Annotated in this window: 25 protein-coding genes; 12 read left to right on the top strand and 13 right to left on the bottom strand. The window is 40.4% G+C overall.

The features are described from left to right. Window positions 1–174: 174 nt before the first annotated feature. The 6 genes from CU635_RS17415 to CU635_RS17395 form a co-directional block, all read right to left on the bottom strand. Window positions 175–420, bottom strand: a complete 246-nt coding sequence (locus CU635_RS17415) for a hypothetical protein (protein ID WP_101578657.1) — start codon at window positions 418–420, stop codon at window positions 175–177. Window positions 421–695: 275 nt separating this feature from the next. Further along, the gene (locus tag CU635_RS17410; RefSeq protein ID WP_101578656.1) at window positions 696–1,109 is read right to left on the bottom strand and encodes a hypothetical protein; all 414 of its coding nucleotides are present in this window, start codon (window positions 1,107–1,109) and stop codon (window positions 696–698) included. A gap of 166 nt (window positions 1,110–1,275) precedes the next feature. Further along, window positions 1,276–2,238, bottom strand: coding sequence for a DMT family transporter (locus CU635_RS17405; protein WP_245917509.1), 963 nt, complete (start codon window positions 2,236–2,238; stop codon window positions 1,276–1,278). 187 nt (window positions 2,239–2,425) lie between these two features. Next, the gene (locus tag CU635_RS23450; protein WP_180956505.1) at window positions 2,426–2,578 is read right to left on the bottom strand and encodes a hypothetical protein; all 153 of its coding nucleotides are present in this window, start codon (window positions 2,576–2,578) and stop codon (window positions 2,426–2,428) included. 109 nt (window positions 2,579–2,687) lie between these two features. Then, a complete protein-coding gene (locus CU635_RS17400) occupies window positions 2,688–3,161 on the bottom strand; it encodes a hypothetical protein (RefSeq protein WP_101578654.1) in 474 nt (157 codons plus the stop codon). Between the two features lie 393 nt (window positions 3,162–3,554). Further along, on the bottom strand, window positions 3,555–4,370 hold the full coding sequence (locus CU635_RS17395) for a metallophosphoesterase (RefSeq protein WP_101578653.1): 816 nt from the start codon (window positions 4,368–4,370) through the stop codon (window positions 3,555–3,557). A 152-nt stretch (window positions 4,371–4,522) separates the two neighbouring features. Between CU635_RS17395 and CU635_RS17390 the strand changes: the two genes are divergently transcribed. Together CU635_RS17390 and CU635_RS17385 are read left to right on the top strand one after the other, a co-directional pair. Further along, window positions 4,523–5,629, top strand: a complete 1,107-nt coding sequence (locus tag CU635_RS17390) for an MGDG synthase family glycosyltransferase (protein WP_180955709.1) — start codon at window positions 4,523–4,525, stop codon at window positions 5,627–5,629. A 275-nt stretch (window positions 5,630–5,904) separates the two neighbouring features. Further along, complete coding sequence (locus CU635_RS17385; RefSeq protein ID WP_101578651.1) at window positions 5,905–6,684, top strand: hypothetical protein; 780 nt, start codon at window positions 5,905–5,907, stop codon at window positions 6,682–6,684. Between the two features lie 297 nt (window positions 6,685–6,981). Here the strand turns inward: CU635_RS17385 and CU635_RS17380 are convergent, their stop codons facing one another. Continuing rightward, window positions 6,982–7,770 (bottom strand): 3D domain-containing protein, encoded by a 789-nt coding sequence (locus CU635_RS17380; RefSeq protein WP_101578650.1) that lies wholly within the window; start codon window positions 7,768–7,770, stop codon window positions 6,982–6,984. A gap of 241 nt (window positions 7,771–8,011) precedes the next feature. After that, window positions 8,012–10,171, bottom strand: a complete 2,160-nt coding sequence (locus CU635_RS17375; protein WP_101578649.1) for a PAS domain S-box protein — start codon at window positions 10,169–10,171, stop codon at window positions 8,012–8,014. A gap of 211 nt (window positions 10,172–10,382) precedes the next feature. Here CU635_RS17375 and yhfH point away from each other — a divergent pair, with 211 nt between their 5' ends. Both yhfH and pepF read left to right on the top strand, forming a co-directional pair. After that, a complete protein-coding gene (yhfH, locus tag CU635_RS17370; protein ID WP_101578648.1) occupies window positions 10,383–10,517 on the top strand; it encodes a protein YhfH in 135 nt (44 codons plus the stop codon). Between the two features lie 188 nt (window positions 10,518–10,705). Further along, window positions 10,706–12,520, top strand: a complete 1,815-nt coding sequence (gene pepF / locus CU635_RS17365) for an oligoendopeptidase F (protein ID WP_101578647.1) — start codon at window positions 10,706–10,708, stop codon at window positions 12,518–12,520. Between the two features lie 133 nt (window positions 12,521–12,653). On the opposite strand, the gene CU635_RS17360 is transcribed toward pepF, so the two are convergent. Next, window positions 12,654–12,866: a cold-inducible protein YdjO-related protein gene (locus CU635_RS17360; protein ID WP_101578646.1), complete on the bottom strand. Its 213-nt coding sequence runs from the start codon at window positions 12,864–12,866 to the stop codon at window positions 12,654–12,656. Between the two features lie 132 nt (window positions 12,867–12,998). Here CU635_RS17360 and CU635_RS17355 point away from each other — a divergent pair, with 132 nt between their 5' ends. The 3 genes from CU635_RS17355 (at window position 12,999) to CU635_RS24130 (ending at window position 13,675) form a co-directional block, all read left to right on the top strand. Continuing rightward, window positions 12,999–13,187 carry a hypothetical protein gene (locus CU635_RS17355; protein WP_180955708.1) on the top strand — a complete coding sequence of 63 codons (189 nt, stop codon included), beginning with the start codon at window positions 12,999–13,001 and terminating at the stop codon, window positions 13,185–13,187. A 101-nt stretch (window positions 13,188–13,288) separates the two neighbouring features. Further along, the gene (locus CU635_RS23445) at window positions 13,289–13,426 is read left to right on the top strand and encodes a hypothetical protein (protein WP_180955707.1); all 138 of its coding nucleotides are present in this window, start codon (window positions 13,289–13,291) and stop codon (window positions 13,424–13,426) included. A 123-nt stretch (window positions 13,427–13,549) separates the two neighbouring features. Beyond that, window positions 13,550–13,675: a hypothetical protein gene (locus CU635_RS24130; protein ID WP_257985647.1), complete on the top strand. Its 126-nt coding sequence runs from the start codon at window positions 13,550–13,552 to the stop codon at window positions 13,673–13,675. 160 nt (window positions 13,676–13,835) lie between these two features. On the opposite strand, the gene CU635_RS17350 is transcribed toward CU635_RS24130, so the two are convergent. Further along, a complete protein-coding gene (locus tag CU635_RS17350) occupies window positions 13,836–15,011 on the bottom strand; it encodes an MFS transporter (protein WP_101578644.1) in 1,176 nt (391 codons plus the stop codon). Between the two features lie 395 nt (window positions 15,012–15,406). On the opposite strand from CU635_RS17350, the gene CU635_RS17345 reads away from it, so the two are divergent. Together CU635_RS17345 and CU635_RS17340 are read left to right on the top strand one after the other, a co-directional pair. Further along, on the top strand, window positions 15,407–16,891 hold the full coding sequence (locus CU635_RS17345; protein ID WP_101578643.1) for an aldehyde dehydrogenase family protein: 1,485 nt from the start codon (window positions 15,407–15,409) through the stop codon (window positions 16,889–16,891). Between the two features lie 165 nt (window positions 16,892–17,056). Then, complete coding sequence (locus CU635_RS17340; RefSeq protein ID WP_101578642.1) at window positions 17,057–17,656, top strand: SCO family protein; 600 nt, start codon at window positions 17,057–17,059, stop codon at window positions 17,654–17,656. A gap of 116 nt (window positions 17,657–17,772) precedes the next feature. On the opposite strand, the gene CU635_RS24125 is transcribed toward CU635_RS17340, so the two are convergent. Further along, on the bottom strand, window positions 17,773–17,904 hold the full coding sequence (locus CU635_RS24125; protein ID WP_257958830.1) for a hypothetical protein: 132 nt from the start codon (window positions 17,902–17,904) through the stop codon (window positions 17,773–17,775). Between the two features lie 607 nt (window positions 17,905–18,511). Here CU635_RS24125 and CU635_RS17335 point away from each other — a divergent pair. The 3 genes from CU635_RS17335 (at window position 18,512) to modB (ending at window position 21,507) form a co-directional block, all read left to right on the top strand. Next, on the top strand, window positions 18,512–20,131 hold the full coding sequence (locus tag CU635_RS17335; protein ID WP_101578641.1) for an ABC-F family ATP-binding cassette domain-containing protein: 1,620 nt from the start codon (window positions 18,512–18,514) through the stop codon (window positions 20,129–20,131). A 224-nt stretch (window positions 20,132–20,355) separates the two neighbouring features. Then, window positions 20,356–20,598: a YkuS family protein gene (locus CU635_RS17330; protein WP_101578640.1), complete on the top strand. Its 243-nt coding sequence runs from the start codon at window positions 20,356–20,358 to the stop codon at window positions 20,596–20,598. Between the two features lie 255 nt (window positions 20,599–20,853). Next, complete coding sequence (gene modB / locus CU635_RS17325) at window positions 20,854–21,507, top strand: molybdate ABC transporter permease subunit (RefSeq protein ID WP_373270864.1); 654 nt, start codon at window positions 20,854–20,856, stop codon at window positions 21,505–21,507. A gap of 81 nt (window positions 21,508–21,588) precedes the next feature. On the opposite strand, the gene CU635_RS17320 is transcribed toward modB, so the two are convergent. Continuing rightward, window positions 21,589–22,752, bottom strand: a complete 1,164-nt coding sequence (locus tag CU635_RS17320; protein ID WP_101578638.1) for a D-alanyl-D-alanine carboxypeptidase family protein — start codon at window positions 22,750–22,752, stop codon at window positions 21,589–21,591. 322 nt (window positions 22,753–23,074) lie between these two features. Further along, window positions 23,075–24,487 (bottom strand): PAS domain S-box protein, encoded by a 1,413-nt coding sequence (locus CU635_RS17315; RefSeq protein WP_101578637.1) that lies wholly within the window; start codon window positions 24,485–24,487, stop codon window positions 23,075–23,077. Window positions 24,488–24,673: the final 186 nt, after the last annotated feature.

Here is a 24,673-nt window from a genome sequence, read left to right as displayed (position 1 = left end):
GGAACACCCTGAAACCCGAGGACAAGAAGACAATATCTAATTCCTGTTTTCTACTCTACATTATGACGTTATTCCATCGTGCATGCAGTGATAGCGGGTTCAATTAATGTCAGGCAGAAATCATCAAAAAATAAAAAACGAGACACAGGCAAATCCAGCCTGCATCTCAGTTTATTAAATCCAGGAAAAACCCCTGCGCTGTTTCTTTTCGTTATCATTCTTATCTTCGGAGTTGTTCTTTTTATTTTTGTTTCGGTTGTCAATATGGTGTTCCTCATGGTCATCCCGGCTTTCACTACGGTCTTCCCACTCATCATCAAGACGCCAATGGCGCTCGCCGTCATCAATAATGACTCGATCAGTCCGAATGATTACTTCATCAGCATCAATGACTGTCCGTTTCCGATTCTTCTTTGACATTGATATCCCTCCCTTTTTCCTTTTATAATATGTAAAAGATCAAAATGTGCTAGACGGGCCGCCTATTTCCGGGAAAAAATATCGCTGTTTTAAAGAGTAAATTTCACAATGTAACAAGCTAAACATGAAGTTGTCTAAATTAACAGGAGTATGCCGTAGGAAACGAATAATACTGTCTTAACTATAAATAACCGTTCGTTTTTCAGTTAAAGAATGCTTTTATGAAATTCACTCTTAAAATAAAAGAAAAACCTCCCTGGTTGGGAGGCGACCTATCACTGCCCTTCAAAGTAGTCAATTGCCTCGTCTACTGACATGAATATTTTTACATCGGTTATTTTTTGCCCATTGTTTGCCACGCCCATAAATCCATCGGCTACTTGAATGATATCGGCCGTGGACCCCTCCTTGTCTTCCGGCAATTGTACCGTTTCCTTAATAGAAGCCTGTCCTTGTTCTGCCCAGGATTGTATTTCTGCCGCATAAGTATCGTAATTCATATTGACCGTAATTCGACTTTCCAATTCATTTAACGTTAGCGGTTCGGCTTCACCTTTTGTATTTGTTGCAGTAGGATTTTCGCCTTGTTCCGGTTCAACTGGTCTGCTTGGTTCCGGCTTTTCACCTGCTTCTCCACCGCATCCAGTGAGTAAAAAAACGATGCCTACCAACACAAAGAATTTATGCATCGATGTCCATCTCCTTCTTTAAGTGTTTAGTACCAATCTTTACCCTTTTTGAAAAAGATCATTCATACCCTATATTTCGCTGTTTTTTCGTAAAAAAAGCATTCCATTAAAAGGAATGCGGAACTATTTTTCTGTTTGTTCTAATAACCCTTATGTACCAAGCTGGTCAAATTGAGACCTTAGTCGGTTGTCCATCCCCAGTGTTCGCCTCGGGGACTTGACGATTTTGTTCTTTAGCGCTTGATAATAGAATAACGGTAATGATAATGCAAACCGCGCCTCCCCATTCCGCCAAACCAAAAGGGGTGTTAAGCCAGATTACAGCCAGCAGCGCAGCAGATAAGGGTTCTGCGCAGGCAAGCAAGCTCGTTTCTGATGGCTGCAGATACTTTAGGCTTTCTAAATAGCAAAAAAATGCGATTAAGGTTCCGAAAAGTATTACAAACAGAATCGCCAGTACAGCCGAGATTGACGCTTCGCCATGAACTTCCCATGGAGGAGCGACAAAGCTCATCCCGATACCGCCAATTACCATGCCCCAGCCGATGACGGAAATAGTTCCATGTTCCTTCAATAATTTAAGCGGCTGAACGGTATAAAAAGCAAGTGCTAAGGCGGAAGCTAATCCCCAGAATAATGCCGTGCCCGATATCGCCAGAGATGACGGTGTTCCCGCAGTCACTAACAGATATGTACCCGCTAACGCCAGTATGACAGCAATTATTTGCCTTATGCCGGGCCATGATTTTGTCCGTAAAGCTAGATACAAAGTGATAAAAACTGGGCCTAAATATTGGAGAAGTGTAGCTGTGGCAGCATTGCTTGCTTCAATTGCCGCAAAATATGTATACTGGACTCCGAGCATTCCAACAAGACCAAACAGAACGATGCTTAACCAGCCATTCTTGTCGCTCCACACACTAAATAATTTCTTCTTCCCTTGTCTTGCCCCTGATAAAGCCAGCAAAATCATTCCGGAGATAAGGAGCCTTACAACGACAAGCCAATCAGCTTGATAATTTTTTTCTTGAAAAAGAAATTGCGCGACAGTTCCCGAAACACCCCACAGGGTTGTACCTGCCAATACCAGAATGATACCAGTCGTCCGCTTATTTAATCTATTGAACAACCCTTTCCCCCCTTTCAAACCAATATCCCAGTTCAGGATGGTCATGGACACCTGATCAGACATCCATGTCGATTACAAAATTTCCAATGAGATTTTTTAGTATTTTCCAAAATGATACATGAATCAATTAGAATTGTCACTTACAAAAAACTGCCGGAACGAGCTGGCAGTTTTTTGCTTTCTTCAATTAACTTGGATCTACTTCATCAAGGGAGAGTGTTGTAACATTTGTATACTCTCCCATTTCAATCTCTCGTTCGGTTGCCTCGGCATCGAGCTCTTCGTCCATATCCAAGCCAGGTGCCATTGAAGCCTTCGTATCCTGCTCCTTTTTTTTCATCAGTAGCCAGCTCCTTTCCAACTTAGCTTTTCCGACTACGCCAGGCGTATTCCTTACCAGAATTTAATCATGAAAAAAACCCGAAAAATCCGGGTTTTTTGCGGTTCGTTTATTGAAAGACTCCATCAAAAGAAGGTGGTATAGCTTTTGCATCTTCGAATACTTTAGTGATTTGATCGATGTACTCCTGTTTTAGTGCATCTGTCTGTTCTGTGTTTGCTGATTCTCCGTTTATTTTATTCGTATAATATTCTTTTAATTTCCCAGTTGCTGCTTCAAGTTCAGTTTTCTGGGCACTTAATTCTTTTGGGAGTGCAATCTCTGACACGTTATTCCCGAACTGTGCCAGAGCCTCATTTAAGTCCTTTTCTTCATCTGTAAAGGCAGCTTCCATGGTGCGAATTTCTTTCATAACGTCGTTTTGATAAGTCAGCAGCGCAGATTTTACTGCTTTTTGGTTATCATCTGTTTTATTTTCCGCTTGCTTTGCTTCCTCTCCATTTGAGGCAGCTTTGTCATTTGAACATGCCCCGATTACCGATAATAATAAGGCAACCATACATAATGCTAAAATTTTTTTCATTTCTCTCTCTCCGTTTCTTTTTTCATCAAAAATACCTGATCAGACGTCCCGATTCTTCTGCATATTGTTATTGTAGCACGCAAAAAAAATGTCGACTGACAATTTTTAATTTAACCATTATTCGCATAAGTTGCAAGGATTTTATTCGAAAATCGAAATAAAATATTTTACCACTATAATATTTTCAACTTTCAGAAAATATTTATTATCAATGAGTTTCATAAAGTGAAAAACGAACAGTTACTTCAATTGAGACAGTATTCGTTTGCCTACGGCATACTCCTGTATATCTAGACAACTTCATTCTTTTATCGGTTTAACTTATTACATTTTGAGATTGACTCATATAAAAAAACGGCACCATTTTGGTACCGTTCTGCTAACAACATTAAGTTAGCCTATTTCGTGGAAGGTAATTTCCGGCCGGCTGCCGATTCGTATATTGACACCGGTCTGTCCCAAGCCTTCGCTAATGTAAAAGGGTTTTCCATGATGATAATGCAAGCCCTTTACCATATTCATTCGGACAAGCTTGCCCATCTTTACTAAATGGTATGGCTTAGGCCAATGGATTTGCCCACCGTGAAAATGGCCAGAAAGTAAATAATCATAATGATAATCTTTCATATCAAGAACGATATTCGGGTCGTGAGTGATGACGAGATGATAACCGTCAGGCAACCCATGATACGCTTTAGCGATGTCACTGCGCTTTGTACTAAAATCATCAATTCCTATTATATTCAGCTTTTCCCCATTGAGTTCGATTGTGCAATGCTCATTTTGCAGTGTTTTACACCCATATTGCTCAAGTGTTTGTTTTAATACGTTAAAATCTTTTTCTTTAAGTATATAGTCGTGATTGCCGAAAACGGCGTAAGTTCCATAATGGGGTTTAAGGCTTTTTAATACTTCAAGATAGGGGATCAGTTTTGTAACGGTTCGTTTCCGGTCAAGGAAGTCCCCTGTTAAAGCGATCAGGTCGACCGGCTGATCTGATATAATTCGAAACAGCTCTGCAGGAGTTACTGAAATATTTTCGAGATGCAGATCTGACAAATGCAGAATACGTAGTTGTTTTTTTGATATTTGCAGATTTGTGCGTGCCACCGTAATTGAATTAACCGCTACTTTGCTTGTGTTTCTATTAGCTTTATAAAATACCAGGACAAGAAAGACCACTATAATCATTAAAAAATAAATTGACATTTTATCTCCTCCCCACTCATTAGTATAGTAGGGATAGGTTGAAAGGCCTAGTGGGAGTTGATGGCAATGGTCGGTTACTGGTGGAAAATATCGATTCATCCGCATAATCGGTTTTGTAATGTAGGAAAATAAACAAAAAAAGGATGTTTTTCGTGAAAAAGGTTTTGCTATTGCCATTTTTGCAAATATCATCAGGCCACCACCAGGTAGCGGATGCAATAGCCGCCTACTTAAAAAAGGCGGACCCGTTTATGCAGTGTAAAACAGTCGATTTATTTCATTACACGTCGAAAAGATTGGAAAAAATGACTTCGGCTCTTTATCTTTGGGCGATTAAAATGCTGCCAGATTTTTATAGCAAAATCTATATTAGGAATGCGTATTTAAATGATAAGCCGGACCAATCATTTTTGTTTTATGAAAAGCTTTTTTTAAAAAGCATGAAAAAATTGCTCTCCGAGGAGAACCCGGATATTGTCATTTGTACGCATTGCCTTCCCTCCTATTTGCTCAATGTTCTTAAAAACAACGGGGAGTTTACTGGTTTTGTAGTAAATTCCTACACAGACTTTTTCATTAATACAGTATGGGGAATTAAAAATATTGATTTACATATCGTACCAAGTGTTACACATAAGCGTTTTCTTGTTGAAAAACAGATTGATGCGGCGAGGGTGATCGTGACCGGGATTCCTGTCCATCCTACATTTAATGGGCAGGTGCCGGACCGTAAACGGCGGGCCACATTTAATATCCTGATTACTGGAGGAAATTTAGGCGTTGGTTCGATTGGCGACCTTTGTGGCAAGCTGATTCCGTCACAAAAGATGAAATATTTTGTCCTTTGCGGAAAAAATAAAACGCTATTTCAGAAACTGAAGAAACTCGCCAGCCCGTCGGTTGTCCCGCTTGAGTACATTGAATCAAGGGAACAAATGAACCGTCTGTACGACGAAATGGATTTGGTGGTTACCAAACCTGGCGGTGTGACGATAAGCGAGTGCCTGGTGAAGAAACTCCCCATTCTACTGCTGCGGGCCTTACCGGGACAGGAAGAAATTAATGAAGCATTTTTAAGGGAAAACAAACTCGTACTCGAGCTTCCCCGCGGCCTTATGATAAAAAGCATGGAAGAAGAGATTATTGCTTTTCTCGAAAACGATCATCTGCGAAATCAGCATAGAGAGACTGTGACAGCCTTTTTGGAAAAATATGAGGATTTTAACCGCGTTGTCGAGTACTTATACAAGCGCTTATGAAAACAACAAAAAGGACTCCAAAGTCCTGTTTTGTTGTAATTTTTATTAGTTGAATGAATTTCATAAAGCAATTCTTTAATTGAAAAACGAACAGTTATTTAAAATTAACATGGTATTATTCGTTTCCTACGGCAAATTCCTGTTAAATCTGCCCAGGCATTGTACCATCATTAGGCATTTATCCCAATTCAATGTTTAGCTGTCTCATCTATAGGGCTGGTGACATAAAATAAATTAATTTAGTGAATGATTAAGGCTTCGAAAGGAGTGTTTCGATGAACCTATTTTTAAATGGACAGTTAGAGCCCCGTCTATATATTCAGGAAGTACCGGAAAACGAAACATCCAATCAAACTATTTTTCAAAGGAATCTCCTCGCCGATTTTATTGAAGAACAGCAGGCGATCAATACTATGATCAATCAGTCTGTCCAGCATGTTGATTCATCTCTTAAAAGCTCTGCAACAGAACAAAAACTTTATTTCGAAGGAATGTTTACGAGAATTGATGATCAAGAGCTTTTTGCCTTGCAAATGTTGGATCTGCTCCAAAACCAGGAAGTTGTTAATCAGAAAGTTTTACAAAGGCTCGAGCTTTTGGAAAAATTCAATAACCAGGTCTCAAAAAATATCGAAAGCGATGAAGCGATCAATCAAGCGATTCTCGATCAGCTCTCTTTTCAGGATGATTCGCTAAAAGGACTTGCCCATAAACTCGAGAAAAGTGAAGAACTATCTGAAGGTCTTGCAAAACAACTGGAAAGCCAGCAGGAAATGGAGAAAGAAATATTAAATAAACTAAATACAGAGGAAATCTACCATCGAACCGTTATGGAACGGCTCGATGAACAGGATGCTTTAACACATAAAGTGATGAGACAACTTGAATTTTTAAGAGAGAGCTTGTTTGAACAAGTCCTGTCGTTAAAAGAAAAGCTTGAAAAGCATTTTAAGCTGACCTCCGGTTTTCTTTTTGGTATGGTTTCACGAAAAAAAGGGCCTGATACAGATCAGCACATAAGCAAATCACAACAAAAAACGCCTGTTGGAAAGTGATAAAACCGGCAAAAAAGGCAAACAATGATACGTTTCCACTCCCTCCGGCCAATGCAGTTCTTTTGTTATTGAGGATGGACTGATGGTGCTGCTGGTCAATGAACAAGACGCATAAAAAAACTGCCCAAAAGGCAGTTTTTTGATATTGAATGAATTTCATAAAGCAATTCTTTAATTGTAAAACGAACAATTATTTAAGATTAAGATATTATTCTTTTCCTGCGCCATACTTCTGTTTATTGTATAAAATTTCATTCGTTTTTCGGTTTAGCTTATTACATTGTGAAATTTACTCTATTAGTCTAATATTTGAACTTTCACTTGCTTTCTTCCCCAATTGACAGCTTCCTGCTTATCAGGGATAAAGATGTCGATCACGTTTCCTTTAATGGCTCCTCCTGTATCTCCTGCAACCGCATAACCATAACCTTCAACATAGACTTTGGATCCTAACGGAATGACATTAGGGTCAACAGAGATCACTTTTGCGTCCGGGTTGGCATTTAAATCAATCCCGGTGGCAGTCACACCCGAACATCCTTCACAGCTCGCTGTATAAGCAGTAGCTGTTACAGTCAATTCCTTTGCGTTGCTTTCTGGCTCAGCCGGAGTTGGTTCTGGTTTGGTTTGTGCTGGAGCCGGTGCCGGATTTACGGCAACTTCTGCCCTTGCTGGTTGTTCAGCGGGGGCTGCCGCTGCCACAACTTGAGCTGCCGGAACCGCTGCTTGCTTATTTGAGTAAATAACAAGATTGGCATCCGGGTGAATCATATCGGAACTTAAGTTATTCCACTTTAAAAGATCGTCAACATTCACTTTTTGATCTTTTGCGATTTCCCAAAGAGTATCACCGGATTTTACTATGTAATTCTTTACCGGAGAAACGGTTAATACATCATCGGGACGAATGAGATCATTTGATAATGCATTCCATTCCTTTATGTCACTAACCGCTATTTCATACTTTTGAGCAAGTGCCCATAGCGTATCTCCTTTTTCGACAACCACTTCTTCAGCTTGAGCATTAACTCCGATTGCACCAGAGATGGTCACAGCTGCGAGCATGGAATAAATGTGTTTTTTCATTTGATAACCTCCTATGGCTTGTTTAAGTTAACGCAATCAATCATAACACGTATTTTTCTCAGAAAAAGAACAGCACGATGATAATTGCGTTACGAACTTAACAGCCACATAACAGGAGTTTTACATAAAGTCTGAACAGTGAATTTTCTATTAAGCTTATTCTCTCGACTGGATGTTTTTCTCAAAAAAGACGCTCACCAATATGGTCAGCGTCTACTCGATTAAATTTTTAATAAACAATTCATGCGGTTTTAGCAGGCAAGACAATATTAAAGGTCGTGCCTTTATTTAGCTCACTCTCAATATAAACTTTTCCTTTGTGGCTTTCGATGATTTTAAAGCTAACCATTAATCCAAGACCGTTGCCATTCTCTTTTGTAGTGAAAAAGGGCTCGCCAATTTTTTTCACTTTTTCCGCAGGAATGCCGATGCCTGTATCCTGAATTGAAATATGAACGGTATTATTCCTCAGTTTAGTTCCTACGTGAAGCTCACCGCCATCTGGCATCGCTTCAATCCCATTTTTGATGAAATTTAAAAATACTTGTTTGAGACGGTTTTCATCACATTCGATTTGGACAATGTCTTCATGAAAATCAAAATGCAGTTTTACGCGCTTTTTTCTCGCTTCAAAATCAAGCAGGGCAAGGACATCCTGAATGACCGGAATGATGTTTTTTTCTTCAAGCCGGGCCGCTTTTGGTTTAGCAAGTACCATAAAATCCTCGACAATAGTATTAATCCGTTCTACTTCGTCTAAAATAATTTCGATAAATTCTTTCCGTTCCTCTTTCGTTTCGTCGAGCAGAAGAAATTCAGCATAGCCTTTTAAAGAAGTTAATGGATTGCGAATTTCATGGGCAACCCCTGCCGCAAGCTGCCCTACTGCAGCGAGTTTATCCTGGCGATGGAGGATTTCCTCCGCTTGTTTCTTTTCCGTAATATCATTGCGGATCGCGAGGTATTGATAAGGCTTGCCCCGCTCGTTTAAAAAGGGAATGATTGTCGTATCGACCCAGTAATAGGATCCATCTTTCGCTTTATTGCGAATTTCCCCTTTCCATACATCACCTGTCCCAATCGTGCTCCAGAGCTGCTTGAAGAATTCCTTCGAATGAAAACCGGAATTAAGCAGACTATGGTCGCGTCCAATCAATTCTTCACGGCTGTACTTTGATATCTCACAAAACTTTTCATTTATGTTTGTAATGATGCCTTTGTTATCGGTAAAAGCAACAATCGAAGACTGGTCGAGCGCAAACTTGATGTCGCTGACTTCTTTCAACGTATTTTTCAAATGCTCTTCCGTACTTTTTCGACCTGTGATATCACTGCGTATTGAAACATATTGAAACGGTTTGCCTTTTTTATTTAGAAACGGAACAATCGTCGTATCGACCCAATAAAAAGTTCCATCTTTTGCTCTGTTGCGGATTTCACCCTGCCAAACCTTGCCCTGCCCTATCGTTCTCCATAGACTGCGGAAAAATTCTTTAGAGTGAGAACTAGAATTTACGACTCGATGATCCTTCCCTAACAGCTCATCTTCGCTATATTTTGAGATTTCAAGAAACTTATCATTTACATACGTGATGATCCCTTTAGCATCGGTAATCGCAATAATCGACGATTCATCAAGAGCAGCTTTAATATCCTTTAAGTTGGCATCTGATACGAGAAGCCGCTTGCTGATAAGTGTACTGGAACCAATCAATCCTGCCAGAATGATCACGGTGATGACAAGAATTAAATACATGATGCTTGTTTCAGGAAATGACCTTTGCAATCCGATTCCTTCTTTCGTGGAAACGAATAAAGCCCGATTCAGCATAAAATAGCCTTCAACAATTGCCGCTGTAATGATCAGTGCACTAATCGGCTTCAGCCAGGTCCGGTTTTCATCAGAGAAATTTTTCGAGGCGAAAAGGATCCAGAGTGAAAAGAAGAAAGAGACGAAAATGAGCGATGTTAACATGCTTAACAGTAGAACATTAAACTCTACCGTTAAGTTTAAGGAATATAGGCCAAGTATATGAACAGATAAAACTGCAAGTGTCAGGAAACTGCTTCCGGTAACGAGGTGCAGCGGTTTTATGACGGGCATCATTAATGATCGAAAGCCAGCTCCCGTTAAACAAATCGCAGCCAGCATTGAAAAGGCGATGATCAAAATATTATAGGCCGACGTACCGGTGATCTCTGAAGAAAGGATTCCAAAAAAGTTCATCACCCAAATTCCGATGCCCATCGAGAAGCTACTGCCAACAAATAAAAATCGCTTGTTTCTTTCGGAGGATTTAATCAAAGTTAATAAATCAAGAGCTGTGTATGAGGCCATAATAGTCAATAGGATAGCGATAAAAATAAGAAGCGGATTAAATGACCCAATCATTTCGTCCATGCAATCGATCAATCTCCCTACAAACATAGTTATTACTATGATTGTAATGTAAACTCCCTTCCTTTGGAAAGTGTAATTAAAAAGTTTTCACTAATTGGTGATAAAATTAACTTTTTTTTAAAAAAACTTCACAATTTTAAGAAAAATCGTGTATACTGTACTACAACAGGGTAACAATAAATAAACTGTATTATAAAAAGGAGGAATTAACATGTTGCAAAGTCCAGTCGAGTTTTTCCGCACTCTACCGAAAAAGGTTTGTCCGGAATGTGGTGAAAAAGTGTTCGAACAAGCAGAATCCTACCTAATGGAATGCGATCGCTGCCTATCGAAGAAAGAAGAATAATATCTGTAGCGGGGTGAGAAAGGAGAAATCTCACCCTTTTTTTATGCCTGAAATACCGCTTTCGCCTAGTCCGGCTATTTATACAACAAGTGAATTCAAAAAATTGAGATAAATATATTCAAATTGGATTTGTTCATGTATAATCAATTTAGTTAGAGTTACGAAATACTTTTTGGAGGTCATAATCTATGGAAAAAACCGTGGAAAAGCGTTTGACACGCTCAGAAGTACCAGAGAAATTAACATGGAATCTGCAAGATCTTTTCGTTTCAAATGAGGCGTGGGAAAACGAGTTAAATGAAATTAACAATGCCCTTCCTTCATTCGAACAATTTAAAGGAAAACTGCAACAAGGTGCAAATTATTTGCGCGATTGCTTGTTGGCCCAGGAAAATTTATCTATCAGATTGGTCCGAGTCAGTACATATGCAAGCTTGCGCCAATCCGAGGATGGCAGCAGCCCGGAAAACCAGGCGAATTTCTCCAAGTTATCCGCCCTGGTTGCCGATGTAAATGCCGCTTTGTCTTTTATCGACTCTGAGATCCTCTCCTTCCCTGACGGTTTAGTAGAATCCTACTTACAAGAGGACAAAGAGCTCCAGCCTTTTGATAGGCAGCTTTCTGAGCTTCTTGAAGGAAAGAAACACAAACTTTCCGCAGAAACGGAAGAAGTTCTCGCTTCTTTGGGAGAAGTTCATGGCGCACCGTACCGAATTTATCAGACGAGTAAATCAGCTGATATGGAGTTTTCACCTGTCGAAGATAATGAAGGAAATGAACTTCCTAATTCGTTTGCCCTTTTTGAAGATCGCTACGAATTTTCTCCTGATACAGCTATTCGCAGAAAAGCGTATGACTCATTTGTCCAGACACTGCAGAAGTATAAAAATACTTTTGCCGCTACGTATGCCACCGAAGTGAAAAAGCAAGTGACGCTCGCACGGTTGCGCAACTATGAATCGGTTACGCATATGCTCTTGGATCCGCAAAAAGTCAGCCTCGATATGTATAATAACCAACTGGATATTATCCAGGCTGAACTTGCTCCGCATATGCGCCGTTATGCCGAATTAAAGAAACAGCAGTTAGGTTTGGAGAAAATGTTGTTTTGCGACTTAAAGGCTCCGCTCGATCCGGAGTTCAGTCCAAAAACGACCTATGAAGAGGCGAGCAAAGTAATTCTTGAAGCACTGAAAGTAATGGGTCCGGAATACTCCGAGATTATGGAGAAAGGCTTGACAGAAAGATGGGTTGATTTAGCTGATAACGTTGGTAAATCAACAGGAGCTTTCTGTGCCAGCCCATTTGGCGTCCACCCTTACATTTTAATTACCTGGACAGATACGATGCGGGGCGCTTTTGTCCTGGCACATGAACTTGGGCATGCAGGCCACTTCTACTTGGCCAACAAAAACCAAAGAATTATGAACACTCGTCCGTCAACATATTTTGTTGAAGCTCCATCAACGATGAATGAATTGTTGCTTGGGGACCATTTATTAAAGAATACAACAGATACAAGAATGAGACGTTGGGTCGCTCTCCAGCTTCTCGGAACGTACTATCATAATTTTGTTACCCATCTTCTTGAAGGAGAATTTCAGCGCAGAGTTTACAATCTGGCTGAAAACGGTACTCCGCTCACTGCCAAAGTGCTCTGTGAGCAAAAAGCTGATGTGCTTTCAAGTTTCTGGGGTGACGCAGTTGAAATCGATGAAGCTGCAAGCCTGACGTGGATGCGCCAGCCTCATTATTATATGGGACTGTACCCTTATACCTATTCTGCAGGTCTTACCGCATCAACAGCGGTTTCTCAGCTAATCCAATCAGAGGGTCAGCCTGCCGTTGACCGCTGGCTCGATGTATTAAGAGCAGGCGGAACAAAAAGTCCTCTTGACTTGTTAAAGCATGCCGGTGTCGATATGTCTAAGCCTGACGCCATTCGAAAAGCCGTTTCCTACGTCGGCACATTGGTCGATGAATTGGAAAAAAGCTATTCCTGAATGAGTGCATAAAAAAGCCTGCCTATTTTTTGGCAGGCTTTTTGTATTAAATTCAAGATTGCTTATTATTGAATAAAGTTCACTTATTAGGCATGTTACTTCGTAGGCAAGGCCTGTGCAGTTTTAAAATGACTCAGTTGTATTTAAACGGGTTAAAATCCGTTCGAATTTCTGGAAGCTGCCTCATTTCCTCTCTCATTCCGCTGCCACACATCGGGCAATTCAGGTCGTCGCTGGAAAACTCTTTCCTCATCCAGCCATTGCAGGAATCAGATTCGCAGGAATACACACTTGTATCAACAATGATGTTTTGTATTTCTTCAGTTGCCTTCTTTGAAAAATACATTGGCAAGCCCCCTTTCGATTAGTATGATCTTTATACCAAAAAAAATTACCTGATTTTGAAATTCGCGAAATGACGACAGACTTATGAATAATGTTAGCTAAGGATGAGAAACTTTTAAAAAGGGGTGAAAACTTGGCGAAAAAAACTGAAGAGTATTTAACGTATGCACCTAAACAACCTGTTATAACCATTCAGAACGATGATACTTATCCTAATTTAAAAAATATACCTGGAGACTCTGTCGACAGCCATAAGGATCTTGAAGTGGCCAATGCCATCATAGGCGGCGAGGAAATTCGCCAGCAAAATGAAAATTTATAAGCGAAAAGTGCCTATTAATCGTTATTTGCCCGTGATGCCTATACAGAAGCCTTGTGATTATGCATTTTCGATTAAAAGGCACTTACTTGAGGAGAATATCAATGATTGAAAAAGAGCAGAACAAAAAGTATACAGTTGTCGGAACAGATATTGAGGAAGTGAAAAGGCTTAATCGCCAGTCCGGCCTGTCCTACAATCAAGTTAAGGAGCTCCTTGCCAGGAAGTTATTGGACAAATAGGGAAAGCGCGCGTCGGCTTTACCCCTCTTGTTCGCTGCCCATTTTCACGGTAAGTTTATTTTTCAGGAGAAAGGGTATCAGAATAAAGCAACGTCTATACTATACAGAAGGGATGGATTAGCAATGAGAGTCTTAACAGCATCTCCAAAAATCGTATACGGCATTGCATTTGAAGGCGGATTTGTCTTAATGAAGAAAGGAACACTTTCCCGGCACCATATCGTCCGTAACGGAAAGAAATCGCCTTGATTTTGCGATTAAGGAAGAGTTCTTCCAATTCAATTGATCATCACCCCTGTCGAACTATCGGCAGGGTTTTTTCGCTTTTTCTTGAAAACAAGCTCGTTCATAATAGTAAAAAGAAGATGGCGATGCAGTTGCCATCTTCTTTCGACTTCACCAGTATATATCAAATTTTTGCCGTAACCGTGGCATTATCTTTTTCTTCTTTTATCAACCAAATATTAAGTATCACACCCATTAAAGCCAAAATTCCAAAGAAGAAATAGACATAATAGATATTCCATTGTTCATAGATGATTCCGCCAAAGAAAGTGCTGAACCAGTTGCCGAAGCCATTGCCTATTGCTGAATATAAGGTAACTGCGGTTGCAGTAATATGAACCGGAGTGATTTCGCGAATGTATTGCAGTCCCGCCGGAATGAATAGGCCAAGGGAAAAGCCTTGGATCACAGCTGTCGTATAAACAAGCGTTAAATTCGGTTCAAAGAAATAAAGCATCCATCGAAAAAAAGAAACAAAGCCAGCCAGTGCGGAAATATGGAGCAGCCCAAATTTATCAATCCAGCTCCCTGCCAGTCGCATAAATGGAATCTCGGACAGTACCGCCAATAAAAAGGCGATTCCAATTCCTGTGTACGTTCCGCCGCTATCTTCGACGAACAGCCCGAAATATGTATTATTGGCTAGATTTGGACCGAAGATGAGAAACGTAATTGCCAGGAAAATGATAAACTTTTTGAAGGTGAGAATTTCTTTTACTCCTGATAAAAGCTGTTTGTTGACCGGTGCTTTTTCTTTTGGGATTCTAAAGGCGAGTAAAGCCGCCAATGTCAAAGCCAGGAAGAAAGCATAAAAGATCACAGATGGATTTTGTTCTGATAATCTTCCCATTATAAATACCGCAATACCAAAGCCAAGTGAGCCGAAGAGCCGGACATTTCCATAATTGACTCTTACTTTGCTCGTATATTTTAACGAAATGCTGTCTGAAACCGGGATGATCGCGCTCTGGAAAACGGCAATTGCTGTCGCGGTAATGAAAAACAAAATATAATCATCAGAGAAAATATAGCCAAGTCCGAATGCACCGGCTAAAAAAGTAGTGATCGACAATACTCTGGTCGGAGCATTTGTTTTGTCACTAATAACTCCCCAGATAGGTTGGAAAAAAATCATAACGATCGGGCCAACGGACATGATGGTCCCGATTTGGTATCCATTCAAACCGACTGTCTCGCTTAAATACACGCTCAACAATGGAAATAAACTACCGAATGCAAAAAAAGCTAATAAGTAAAATCCCTGCAAGGTTAATATATTTTTCTTTACTTCTTTATTCATTAGTATCCCCCATATGCTATTCCCTTTAGCAACCAAAGCATCTTATATTTTAACACTTTGGTTCATATATTGCTTGAAGAAAATCAGCAGGGCGGGAAAATTGTCAGGTGAGAGCTTTTTAAAAATAGCCCCCCTTCCCCTTCATATCAGACAGTAGTTTATGAATGCCGGTCAAGGCCAACACTTATACCTTTATTCTAAGTGGAGGTTATTCATCAATGGCAGGCTATCAAACTTAACCTGGTTTTATAGATTATTCACACCTGTCACTTTTTGTCAGAATATTTCTACTCTTATTAGTTGATTACTAGTTTTCAATGATGATAACATTATTGTGGAAGCGCTATCAAATTGATAGTACGTTTTCTACATATCAAAATCTAAGGAGGAATTTGATGAGTTCTGTTACGGTTGAGCTAAATGAAAAAGTCGCTAAGTTTTTAGCAGGCAAGAAGAAAATGTTTATTAACGGCCAGTTTGTTGAAAGTGCATCCGGGAAAACTTTTGACAGTTACAATCCGGCAACTGGTGAAGTTCTTGCCACCGTATACGAAGCTGGACCTGAAGACATTGATTTAGCTGTAAAGTCAGCCCGCAAAGCATTTGATGAAGGGCCATGGTCAAAAATGGGCGCGGCCAAGCGAAGCAGATTAATGTATAAGCTTGCCGATCTCATGGAAGAGCACAAAGTTGAGCTTGCCCAGCTGGAAACGCTTGATAATGGAAAGCCTATCAGAGAAACTTCAGGAGCAGATATTCCTCTTGCCATTGAACATATGAGATATTATGCAGGCTGGTCAACAAAGATTGTCGGCCAGACAATCCCTGTTAACGGACCTTTCTTTAACTATACCCGCCACGAGGCAGTCGGCGTTGTCGGTCAGATTATTCCGTGGAATTTCCCGCTTTTAATGGCAATGTGGAAATTGGGGGCTGCGCTTGCAACAGGCTGTACCGCCGTCTTAAAGCCTGCTGAACAAACACCATTATCTGCTCTATATTTAGCAGAACTTGTTGCTGAAGCTGGTTTTCCGGAAGGTGTTCTTAATATTGTGCCCGGATTCGGTGAAACAGCTGGACAACCGCTTGTCGATCATCCGCTTGTAGATAAGGTTGCCTTTACAGGTTCTACTGAAGTAGGCAAGTTGATCATGGCGCGGGCAGCGAAAACAGTCAAAAGAGTGACGCTTGAGCTTGGCGGTAAATCACCGAACATTATTCTTCCCGATGCAGATTTGACAAAAGCAATTCCAGGTGCACTAAATGGCGTCATGTTTAATCAGGGCCAGGTTTGTTGCGCAGGATCACGTGTGTTTATTCAGAAGAAGCAATTTGATAATGTTGTCGCTGACATGGTGAGCCATGCTAAAAATATTAAGCAAGGCGCTGGTCTGGATCCGGATACTCAAATAGGACCGCTCGTTTCTACTGAACAACAAAACCGTGTTCTCGGCTTTATTGAAAAAGGCCTGAACGAAGGCGCCGAGCTGCTGACAGGCGGTTCAAAGCCTTATGAAGACGGATATTTCGTCTCACCAACGATTTTTGCCGACGTACGTGATGATATGACGATTGCAAAAGAAGAAATTTTTGGTCCGGTCATTTCTGCGATGCCTTATGAGGATCTTGATGACCTGATTGCCCGTGCCAATGACAGCCAGTATGGATTAGCAGCCGGAGTATGGACTCGTGACGTTTCAAAGGCGCATTATATAGCCAATAAGCTTCGTGCCGGTACCGTTTGGGTCAACTGTTACAACGCATTTGACGCAGCTTCACCTTTTGGCGGCTATAAGCAATCAGGAATCGGCCGCGAAATGGGCTCCTACGCTCTCAACAATTACACGGAAGTCAAAAGCGTTTGGATCGGAATGAATTAAGTAAACTACAATCTGTTGAGGATCGTGCTGACATGATTTCAGCACGATCTTTTTGTTTTAACAAACTGTTGAACACTTATTTTTCCCTTCACATTAAAAAGATTCACATTATGTCCATAGGATTTTCCTATGATTTTATTTATCTTTAAGTGGGAGGGAAAACGAATGAAGAAAATGTATATAATTTGTGCGATTATTTTAGTATTAGGCATCACTTCAGGGATTTCTTTTTTTGTGATTAGGGATGCTAATGCGCAAATACCTGATGATATTACTTTAGTTACAATGAACAATGAAAAATTTACATTCGGTAAAGCAGATAAAAAGTTGAAGCTAGTTGAATTTATTTATACGCACTGCCCTGATGTTTGTCCGACAACAACACAGCGGATGAATATGCTTAGAAACGATTTGCAGGATGAAGGAGTATTTGGCAAGAAAATTCAGTTTCTCACGGTTACAATCGACCCTTACAGGGATACGCCCGAAGCACTCAAAAAACATATGGACGCGCTGGGGATAGAAGATGACGGAAACTGGCTGATGCTGACAGGAGACTCCAACATCATTAAGGAAGAGCAAAAAAAAATCAGAGAGCTCGCTGATACATTCCAGTTTCAATACCGGGATCCGGGCAACGGGCTATTTATCCATAGTTCTTTCACTTTTTTAATTGATGAAAACAATGAATTTATCGAGAAGTTCCCGATGGGAGAAGATTTTAACAGACAGGAAGTTTTCGATGTCATCATGGATGAGATCTAGACTTCTGTACATCAGATTACAAGCATTACTCTTCAACACCATAACCGGGAAAAAGCCAAAGGCGGTGAATTCTTTGAATTCACCGCCGTTTTTCTTAAGCAGATACTTGCTATGAGTTAGTTAACTGGAGAGGATTCCTTTGCATTTTGCTTAAGGGAAAAAAATTCAGACTTTGGCTTTGTAAAGCTTACTTTGATTCCAGACTTTTTTAGTTGATTAACAAAATCGATAAGCTGCTTTTTAGCCATTTCAAGATCTCCTTTTGTACGCTATTTCATTATTCTAAGTTTACATGAAAAGTGTGAAGAAAATATGTCGTTTTTCTGAAAATTTTTCTTTTTTTTTACTATACCCGTACATTCATACTGTTAAAACCAATTTTCTTCCATTATAATATTTCAGAGTTGTTTGAGGACAGTTACCAATTACCTAATCTTCCATTTGCTCCCTGGTACCATGCGCTTAGAAATGGCCGGATTGCCCAGGCCTGATATGATGATCACCTTCCAGGTTGTTATTTTGTGACTGCTTTTCATTCCTCTACTTTCATATGTTTTATTCTATGTTGTTAGCCCCCTCGCGAATAACGACAGAGTCTCCAGCAAAAATTCTTTGCTATAACCTGTCAATGAATGAATTCGGTTCGCCCAATCCTCAATACTTGTTAAGTCCGGTCCATATTTAATGCCCATTTTCCAAACAATTTCTTTTCTTTTATAAATTCTCTTATTTTCCCATAATTCCTTTTTTAGTTCCGAATTTTCGATTTTTTTCTGGAAAACATGAAAACCATTCGCCCTCCAACCTTTAAAATGTTATAATTTCGTAGATATTGGTTTACTGGAGGATAAAAACATGATTACTGTTAGTAATGTCGGTTTAAGATACGGCGATCGCAAGCTGTTCGATGACGTGAATATTAAATTTACCCCGGGAAATTGTTACGGGCTGATTGGAGCAAACGGAGCAGGCAAGTCAACCTTTTTAAAGATTTTATCCGGTGAAATTGAAGCACAGTCCGGATCTGTCCATTTGGGTCCTGGCGAACGGCTCGCCGTTTTAAAGCAAAATCACTTCGAATATGAAGAATTTGAAGTGTTAAAGGTTGTGATAATGGGCCATACTCGTCTTTATGAAGTGATGCAAGAAAAAGATGCAATTTATATGAAGGCTGATTTTACCGATGAGGACGGCATGAAAGCTGCTGAGCTGGAAGGTGAATTTGCCGAACTGAATGGTTGGGAAGCTGAGTCTGAAGCGGCGATTCTTTTGAAAGGGCTCGGAATTCCGGACGATCTTCATGATAAAAAAATGGAAGAGCTTAATGGCGGCGACAAAGTAAAGGTGCTTTTGGCACAAGCTTTATTCGGCAAGCCGGACGTGCTGCTGCTTGATGAGCCGACGAACCATTTGGACATTAAAGCAATCCAGTGGCTCGAAGAATTTTTAATTAACTTTGAAAACACAGTTATCGTGGTCTCGCATGACCGCCACTTTTTAAATAAAGTATGTACACACATTGCCGACCTTGATTTTAGTAAAATTCAAATTTATGTTGGAAACTACGATTTCTGGTATGAATCAAGCCAGCTTGCTTCCAGAATGGCAACGGATGCAAACCGGAAGAAAGAAGAAAAGATCAAAGATCTGCAAAACTTTATTGCCCGCTTCAGTGCCAACGCATCGAAATCAAAACAAGCAACGTCCCGAAAAAAACTTTTAGACAAGATTACTCTTGATGATATAAGACCTTCATCGCGCCGTTACCCTTATGTCGGCTTCACGCCAGAAAGGGAAATCGGCAACGATCTATTGAGAGTTGAAGGCATTTCAAAAACGATTGACGGTGTCCGGGTCTTAAACAATATTAGCTTTATTGTAAACAAAGACGACAAGATTGCCCTTGTTGGCAAAGATGAAATCGCCAAAACAACACTATTCAAAATTTTGACGGGTGAAATGGAACCGGACAGCGGCTCGTTCAAATGGGGAATCACTACTTCACAGGCGTATTTTCCTAAGGATAATTCCGAGTTCTTTGAGGGAAATGAGCTCACTCTTGTTGATTGGCTTCGCCAGTTCTCACCGAACGACCAAAGTGAAAGCTTTTTACGTGGTTTCCTTGGAAGAATGCTTTTCTCTGGTGAAGAAGTATTGAAAAAGGCCAGTGTGTTATCTGGTGGGGAAAAGGTGCGTTGCATGCTGTCGAAAATGATGCTGAGCGGTGCTAACGTCCTCTTGCTTGACGAGCCGACAAACCATCTTGACCTTGAATCGATTACCGCTTTAAATAACGGCTTGATTAATTATAAAGGCTCGCTTATCTTTTCATCCCATGACCATCAGTTTATCGAAACGATTGCAAACCGGGTTATGGAAATCACGCCAAACGGCCTGATGGATAAACAAATGAGCTATGATGAGTATTTAGAAAACAGCGAACTGCAGAAACAAGTTGCTGCTTTGTATGAATAAACATTGGAACAGGGAAGCCATTTGTGCTCCCCTGTTTTTTTAGTGTTAATTACGGGACCGTGTCGATCTCCAACGCAACCATTCTATTGTTTTGACATATAGCCCAGCTTTTCCTGATTCATGTTTACTTCTTCAACTCCGTCGGCTTTTCTACTTTTGCATTTAAGCATATTTTGTAAAAAGTTAGGAAAGCTTAAGCTTAAAGCAGAAGGAGGTGTGATATTTTGGCGAGAATAGGTGTAGAACAATCTCTTTCATATGTTCAGGACGCGCTTCGGGAGAAAGGCTATGATGTTGTGGAGCTTAGACAGGAATCGGATGCAGAAAACTGTTCCTGCTGTGTTATTACGGGACTTGACACGGATGTGATGGGTATTGAGGATACAGTCACGTCCGGCCCTGTGATCGAAGCACGCGGACTAACCGCAGAGGAGGTTTGCCAGAGGGTTGAAGAACGTTTGCGCTGATTTCAGGCAGCGTGATATGTGGTTGAAAACCTTTGCGTCGATACGGATCTCTCCGTTCAAGTGAACAAAGTATTGTAAACATATATATTCATACGGTTATCACAGACTAAAGGGCTGCAAAGGCAGATTCCTTTAGTCTTTTTTATGTTCCAACCTTAAAAAATACTGTTTAAGATCAATTTTTTCGGTATAATCGTGGTAACCGAATATTGTCGATTTTAGAGACGGAATTATTGTATTGGATTGATGCAGATGATAAACGAGCAATTTTGGATACCGATTAAACTTTCGATGCAGGTTGCCTGTACCTCATTACTAATCGTTTTATTATTAGGTTTAGTCCTGGCAAAAGTTTTTGCCGGCAAAAACTTCCAGGGTAAAGTGATATTGGAAACGATTTTGATGCTTCCCCTCGTCCTCCCTCCGACCGTGATTGGATTCTTGCTTATTATAATTTTCGGTAATAATAGCCCGATTGGTGCGTTCATAGAGTCGATTTTACAGCAATCTGTGATGTTTACTGCTACAGCCGCTGTAATTGCTTCAGCCGTTGTCGCCTTCCCGCTCATGTACCAATCGGCAAAGACGGGCTTTCAGTCGGTGGATATCGGAATTGAAGAAGCGGCACGAATAGATGGCGCAAGCGAATGGAAGGTGTTTCTACTCGTCACGATTCCGCTTTCTGTTAAGGCGATAGTGTCCGGGGCGATTCTAAGTTTTGCGAGGGGGCTTGGCGAATTTGGTGCGACATTAATGTTTGCCGGCAATATCCCCGGAAAAACGCAAACGGTGCCGACAGCAATATATGTCGCTCTTGAGTCAGGAAATATCGATTTGGCGTGGCTCTGGGTGGCTTCAATGGTTATCATTTCATTCATAATGCTCTTATTGACCCAGATCATAAAATAATTGAGCAAGAAGCGTGCGTCCATCTGATAAGGGTGGGCCAAAATAAAACGCAACCGAATAAGCAAAGACGGCGTGTAACTGTTATACACGCCGCCTTTTTTTCATCCGTTTAGGAGTGCGGTACCTTAATGAGAGCAGTGCACCACCAGCGATAATAATAACAATTCCATAGAGGGCATTCATGTTAACCGTTTCACTTTTTGCTTTGATTGGTTGATCGGGCTTTTTATTTGCCTTCTTGACTTGTTCAAGCTGAATGGTTTGAAGCACTTCGCCATTTTGGTTTTCGATCGCAAGGAGGCCTTTTTTATCCACTCTTTTAACCATTCCTTCAAGCGGTTCGGTAATCGCGGTTGCAGCGCTTGTCTTATACTTTTGGTTCCCGAATGAATACTCGGAAGAAGCTGGCAAAGTTGCCGATTTGAAATTTTTAAAGCCATACTCAAACAGTGAAATCGTATCCTGGTAAGCGTCCCTTTTGTAATCTGCTTGAAGAATGATTACTGTCAGTTGAATATTTTTATTTTCAGCTGTAGTTGCGAGTGTTTGCTTTGACTCATTGATAAAGCCTGTCTTTCCGCCGGTCACACCTTCAAACGGATATTCACCTTTTATCATTAGATGATGGGTAACAAGGGTTGTATCCCAAGATTGCCCTTTCCAGGCCATTTCTTTTGTTCCAAAAATACTCTTAAATACTGGATTATTAATCGCATAACTTGTAATTTTGGCGAGGTCTGCTGCTGTACTATAATGGTTTTCATCGAAAAGGCCGTGCGGGTTTGTGAAATTTGTATGAGAAACCAAGGACTTTTCATGCAAATATTCAGTCAGGTTTCGGGAGAAATCCTCAACACTTCCATGAAGATGCTCGGCAATCGCCACAGCTGCATCATTTCCGGAGTTAATCAGCATTCCCTGGATAAGCTTTTCCAACGTCACTTGTTCGCCTTCCACAAGGTATACCCGCGTGCCATCAGTTTGAACGGCATTTCTACTCACCGTTACAATATCACTAAGATCACCGTTCTCAATTGCATATATCGCTGTTGCAATTTTTGTCAGACTCGCAGGGTACATGATTTCGTGCCCCCTTTTTTCAAATAACACGGTCCCTGATTTAGCATCCATCAATATCGCTGCCCCACTGCGTAATTGCACATCTTCAGCCTGCTCTGCTCCTGCCGGGGACTGATGAAAAAAGGAAACCAATATAGCTGTTAAAAATAAAATAAGTTTCTTCATCTTAAAACACCCTATCAAAATAATTGTCGAATTTGATTTTAACAAAAAAATAGAGCAAATGGACTATATAATTGAATTTGTTACAAAAATGCAAAACAGTTTCCTTAATCTAGGTTCTTATTGACTTCAAATTTGAAAAGTTCTTATGTTAGTTAACATAATATAGTTATGATTAATATTTGATTCTTGGCTGAAACTACAAAAAACCTGGATGATTAGATCCAGGTTTTTGATTAGTTTCATTTAGCGACTCTTTCGAGGATACATCGAGTTAAACACAGATTGTCGCGTGAATGAGTAATGACCATGCAAAGTTCTCGCGTTAAGCCCTTGGCAATATAATGTTTACGGTCGTTCCTTCATTCTCTTTACTTTCAATATGTAAATTCCCTTTATGGGTTTTCAGGATTTTATTGCAAATCATCAATCCAAGGCCGGTTCCCTTTTCCTTAGTGCTGTAGAAAGGCTCGCCAAGCTTGGACAACCTCTCTTCAGGAATTCCAATTCCCTGATCTTTTACGTTAACATATATATAATTTTGATCTTGTTTAATCGTGATAAGTATTTCACCGCCAGCTGGCATAGCTTCAATCCCATTTTGAATGATATTTATCAAAACCTGCTTCATTTTTGATACTTCACACTCTACATATAGATCATGATCGCTTGTTACGACATTAATCGTGATATTGCACATGATTGCCTGTGTGTTTAAAAGGGTTACAACTCCCTTTACTAAATTAACAATATTCGCTCTCTCGATATCTGTGGCCTGCGGCTTGGCCAGCACGAGCAGATCCGTTACGATTGATTCAATCCGCTGCAATTCTTCAAGAATTACTGGAGTATAGTCATCCGCTTCCTTTTCCCCGAGCAACTGTGTGAATCCTTTAATTGCGGTTAAGGGATTACGGATTTCATGGGCAATAGACGCAGCCAACTGGCCGACGACCGAAAGCTTTTCAGCATTGTGAAGCCGTTCTTCAGTCCTCTTTTGTCCAGTTATATCGCGAATGATGATTTGAAACATCCTTCGATTTTTATAGATAGTCGGTATTAATTGAATCTCTGCCCGGCGCAGCTGGCCGTCGCTTCTTTTTAAATTGAGCTCGAAATTAATGCTTTGTTTAGCAGCAAGGAAGTTGGTCAAGTATTTTTGGTCCGATTCTGCCACATAATCATATAAAGATGTGCCGATAATTTCGTTATTGCTTGTAAAACCGAGCAATTTCCTTCCTTCACCGTTTATATAAGTCCAAATTCCATCCCCGGTTGTCATACCGATCGTGTCTCTTGAAAATTCGACAAGCAGCCGATATTTCTCCTGGGTTTCAAGAATTTCTTCTTCCATAATAATACGTTCAGTCATATCTCTTGAGATGCATATCGTTTCGTTTGCCTGATTAGTCGGGGAAGAGATCGTTTCAAGCCAAATATAATCCCCTTCTTTCCGCCTGAACCGAAAGCTGACGCGAACCGTTTTCCTGACGGCCAGCTGTTGAAAGATTTTATCCAAATGGTGATGATCATTAGGATGGCAAAAGTCGTAAAGGTTTTTTTTAAATAATTCTCGGGGTGAATATCCGAGCAAGGAATAACTGGATGGAGTTACAAATAGAAAAGTTCCATTTTCCGAATGCTTTGTTAAAACATCCTTCGAATGGGTCAGTGCGAGGCGGAGGTTCTGAATCTCATCCTTTTCATCACCTACTTTTATCAAGTCCGTGTCAATCATTGAGCTTATGGCCTCCGTTTCTTAGAGCTGGCAAGTTCTTAGAATGTTGGAATTTCTCACTTATCATTATCATACAAGATACTTCCATTAAGAAGGGAAGAAATATCTATTTTATTGGAAAAATAAAGAAAATATTCCGCGACAAAAGGACCTTGTTGAATGTTGGAAATCCAGTGAGAGGTCGAT

This window comes from Bacillus canaveralius, assembly GCF_002860125.1.
Classification (GTDB): Bacteria; Bacillota; Bacilli; order Bacillales; family Cytobacillaceae; genus Bacillus_BJ; species Bacillus_BJ canaveralius.
The sequence above is the reverse complement of the archived record's forward strand: the minus strand, read 5'-3'. Positions and strand labels throughout refer to the sequence as shown.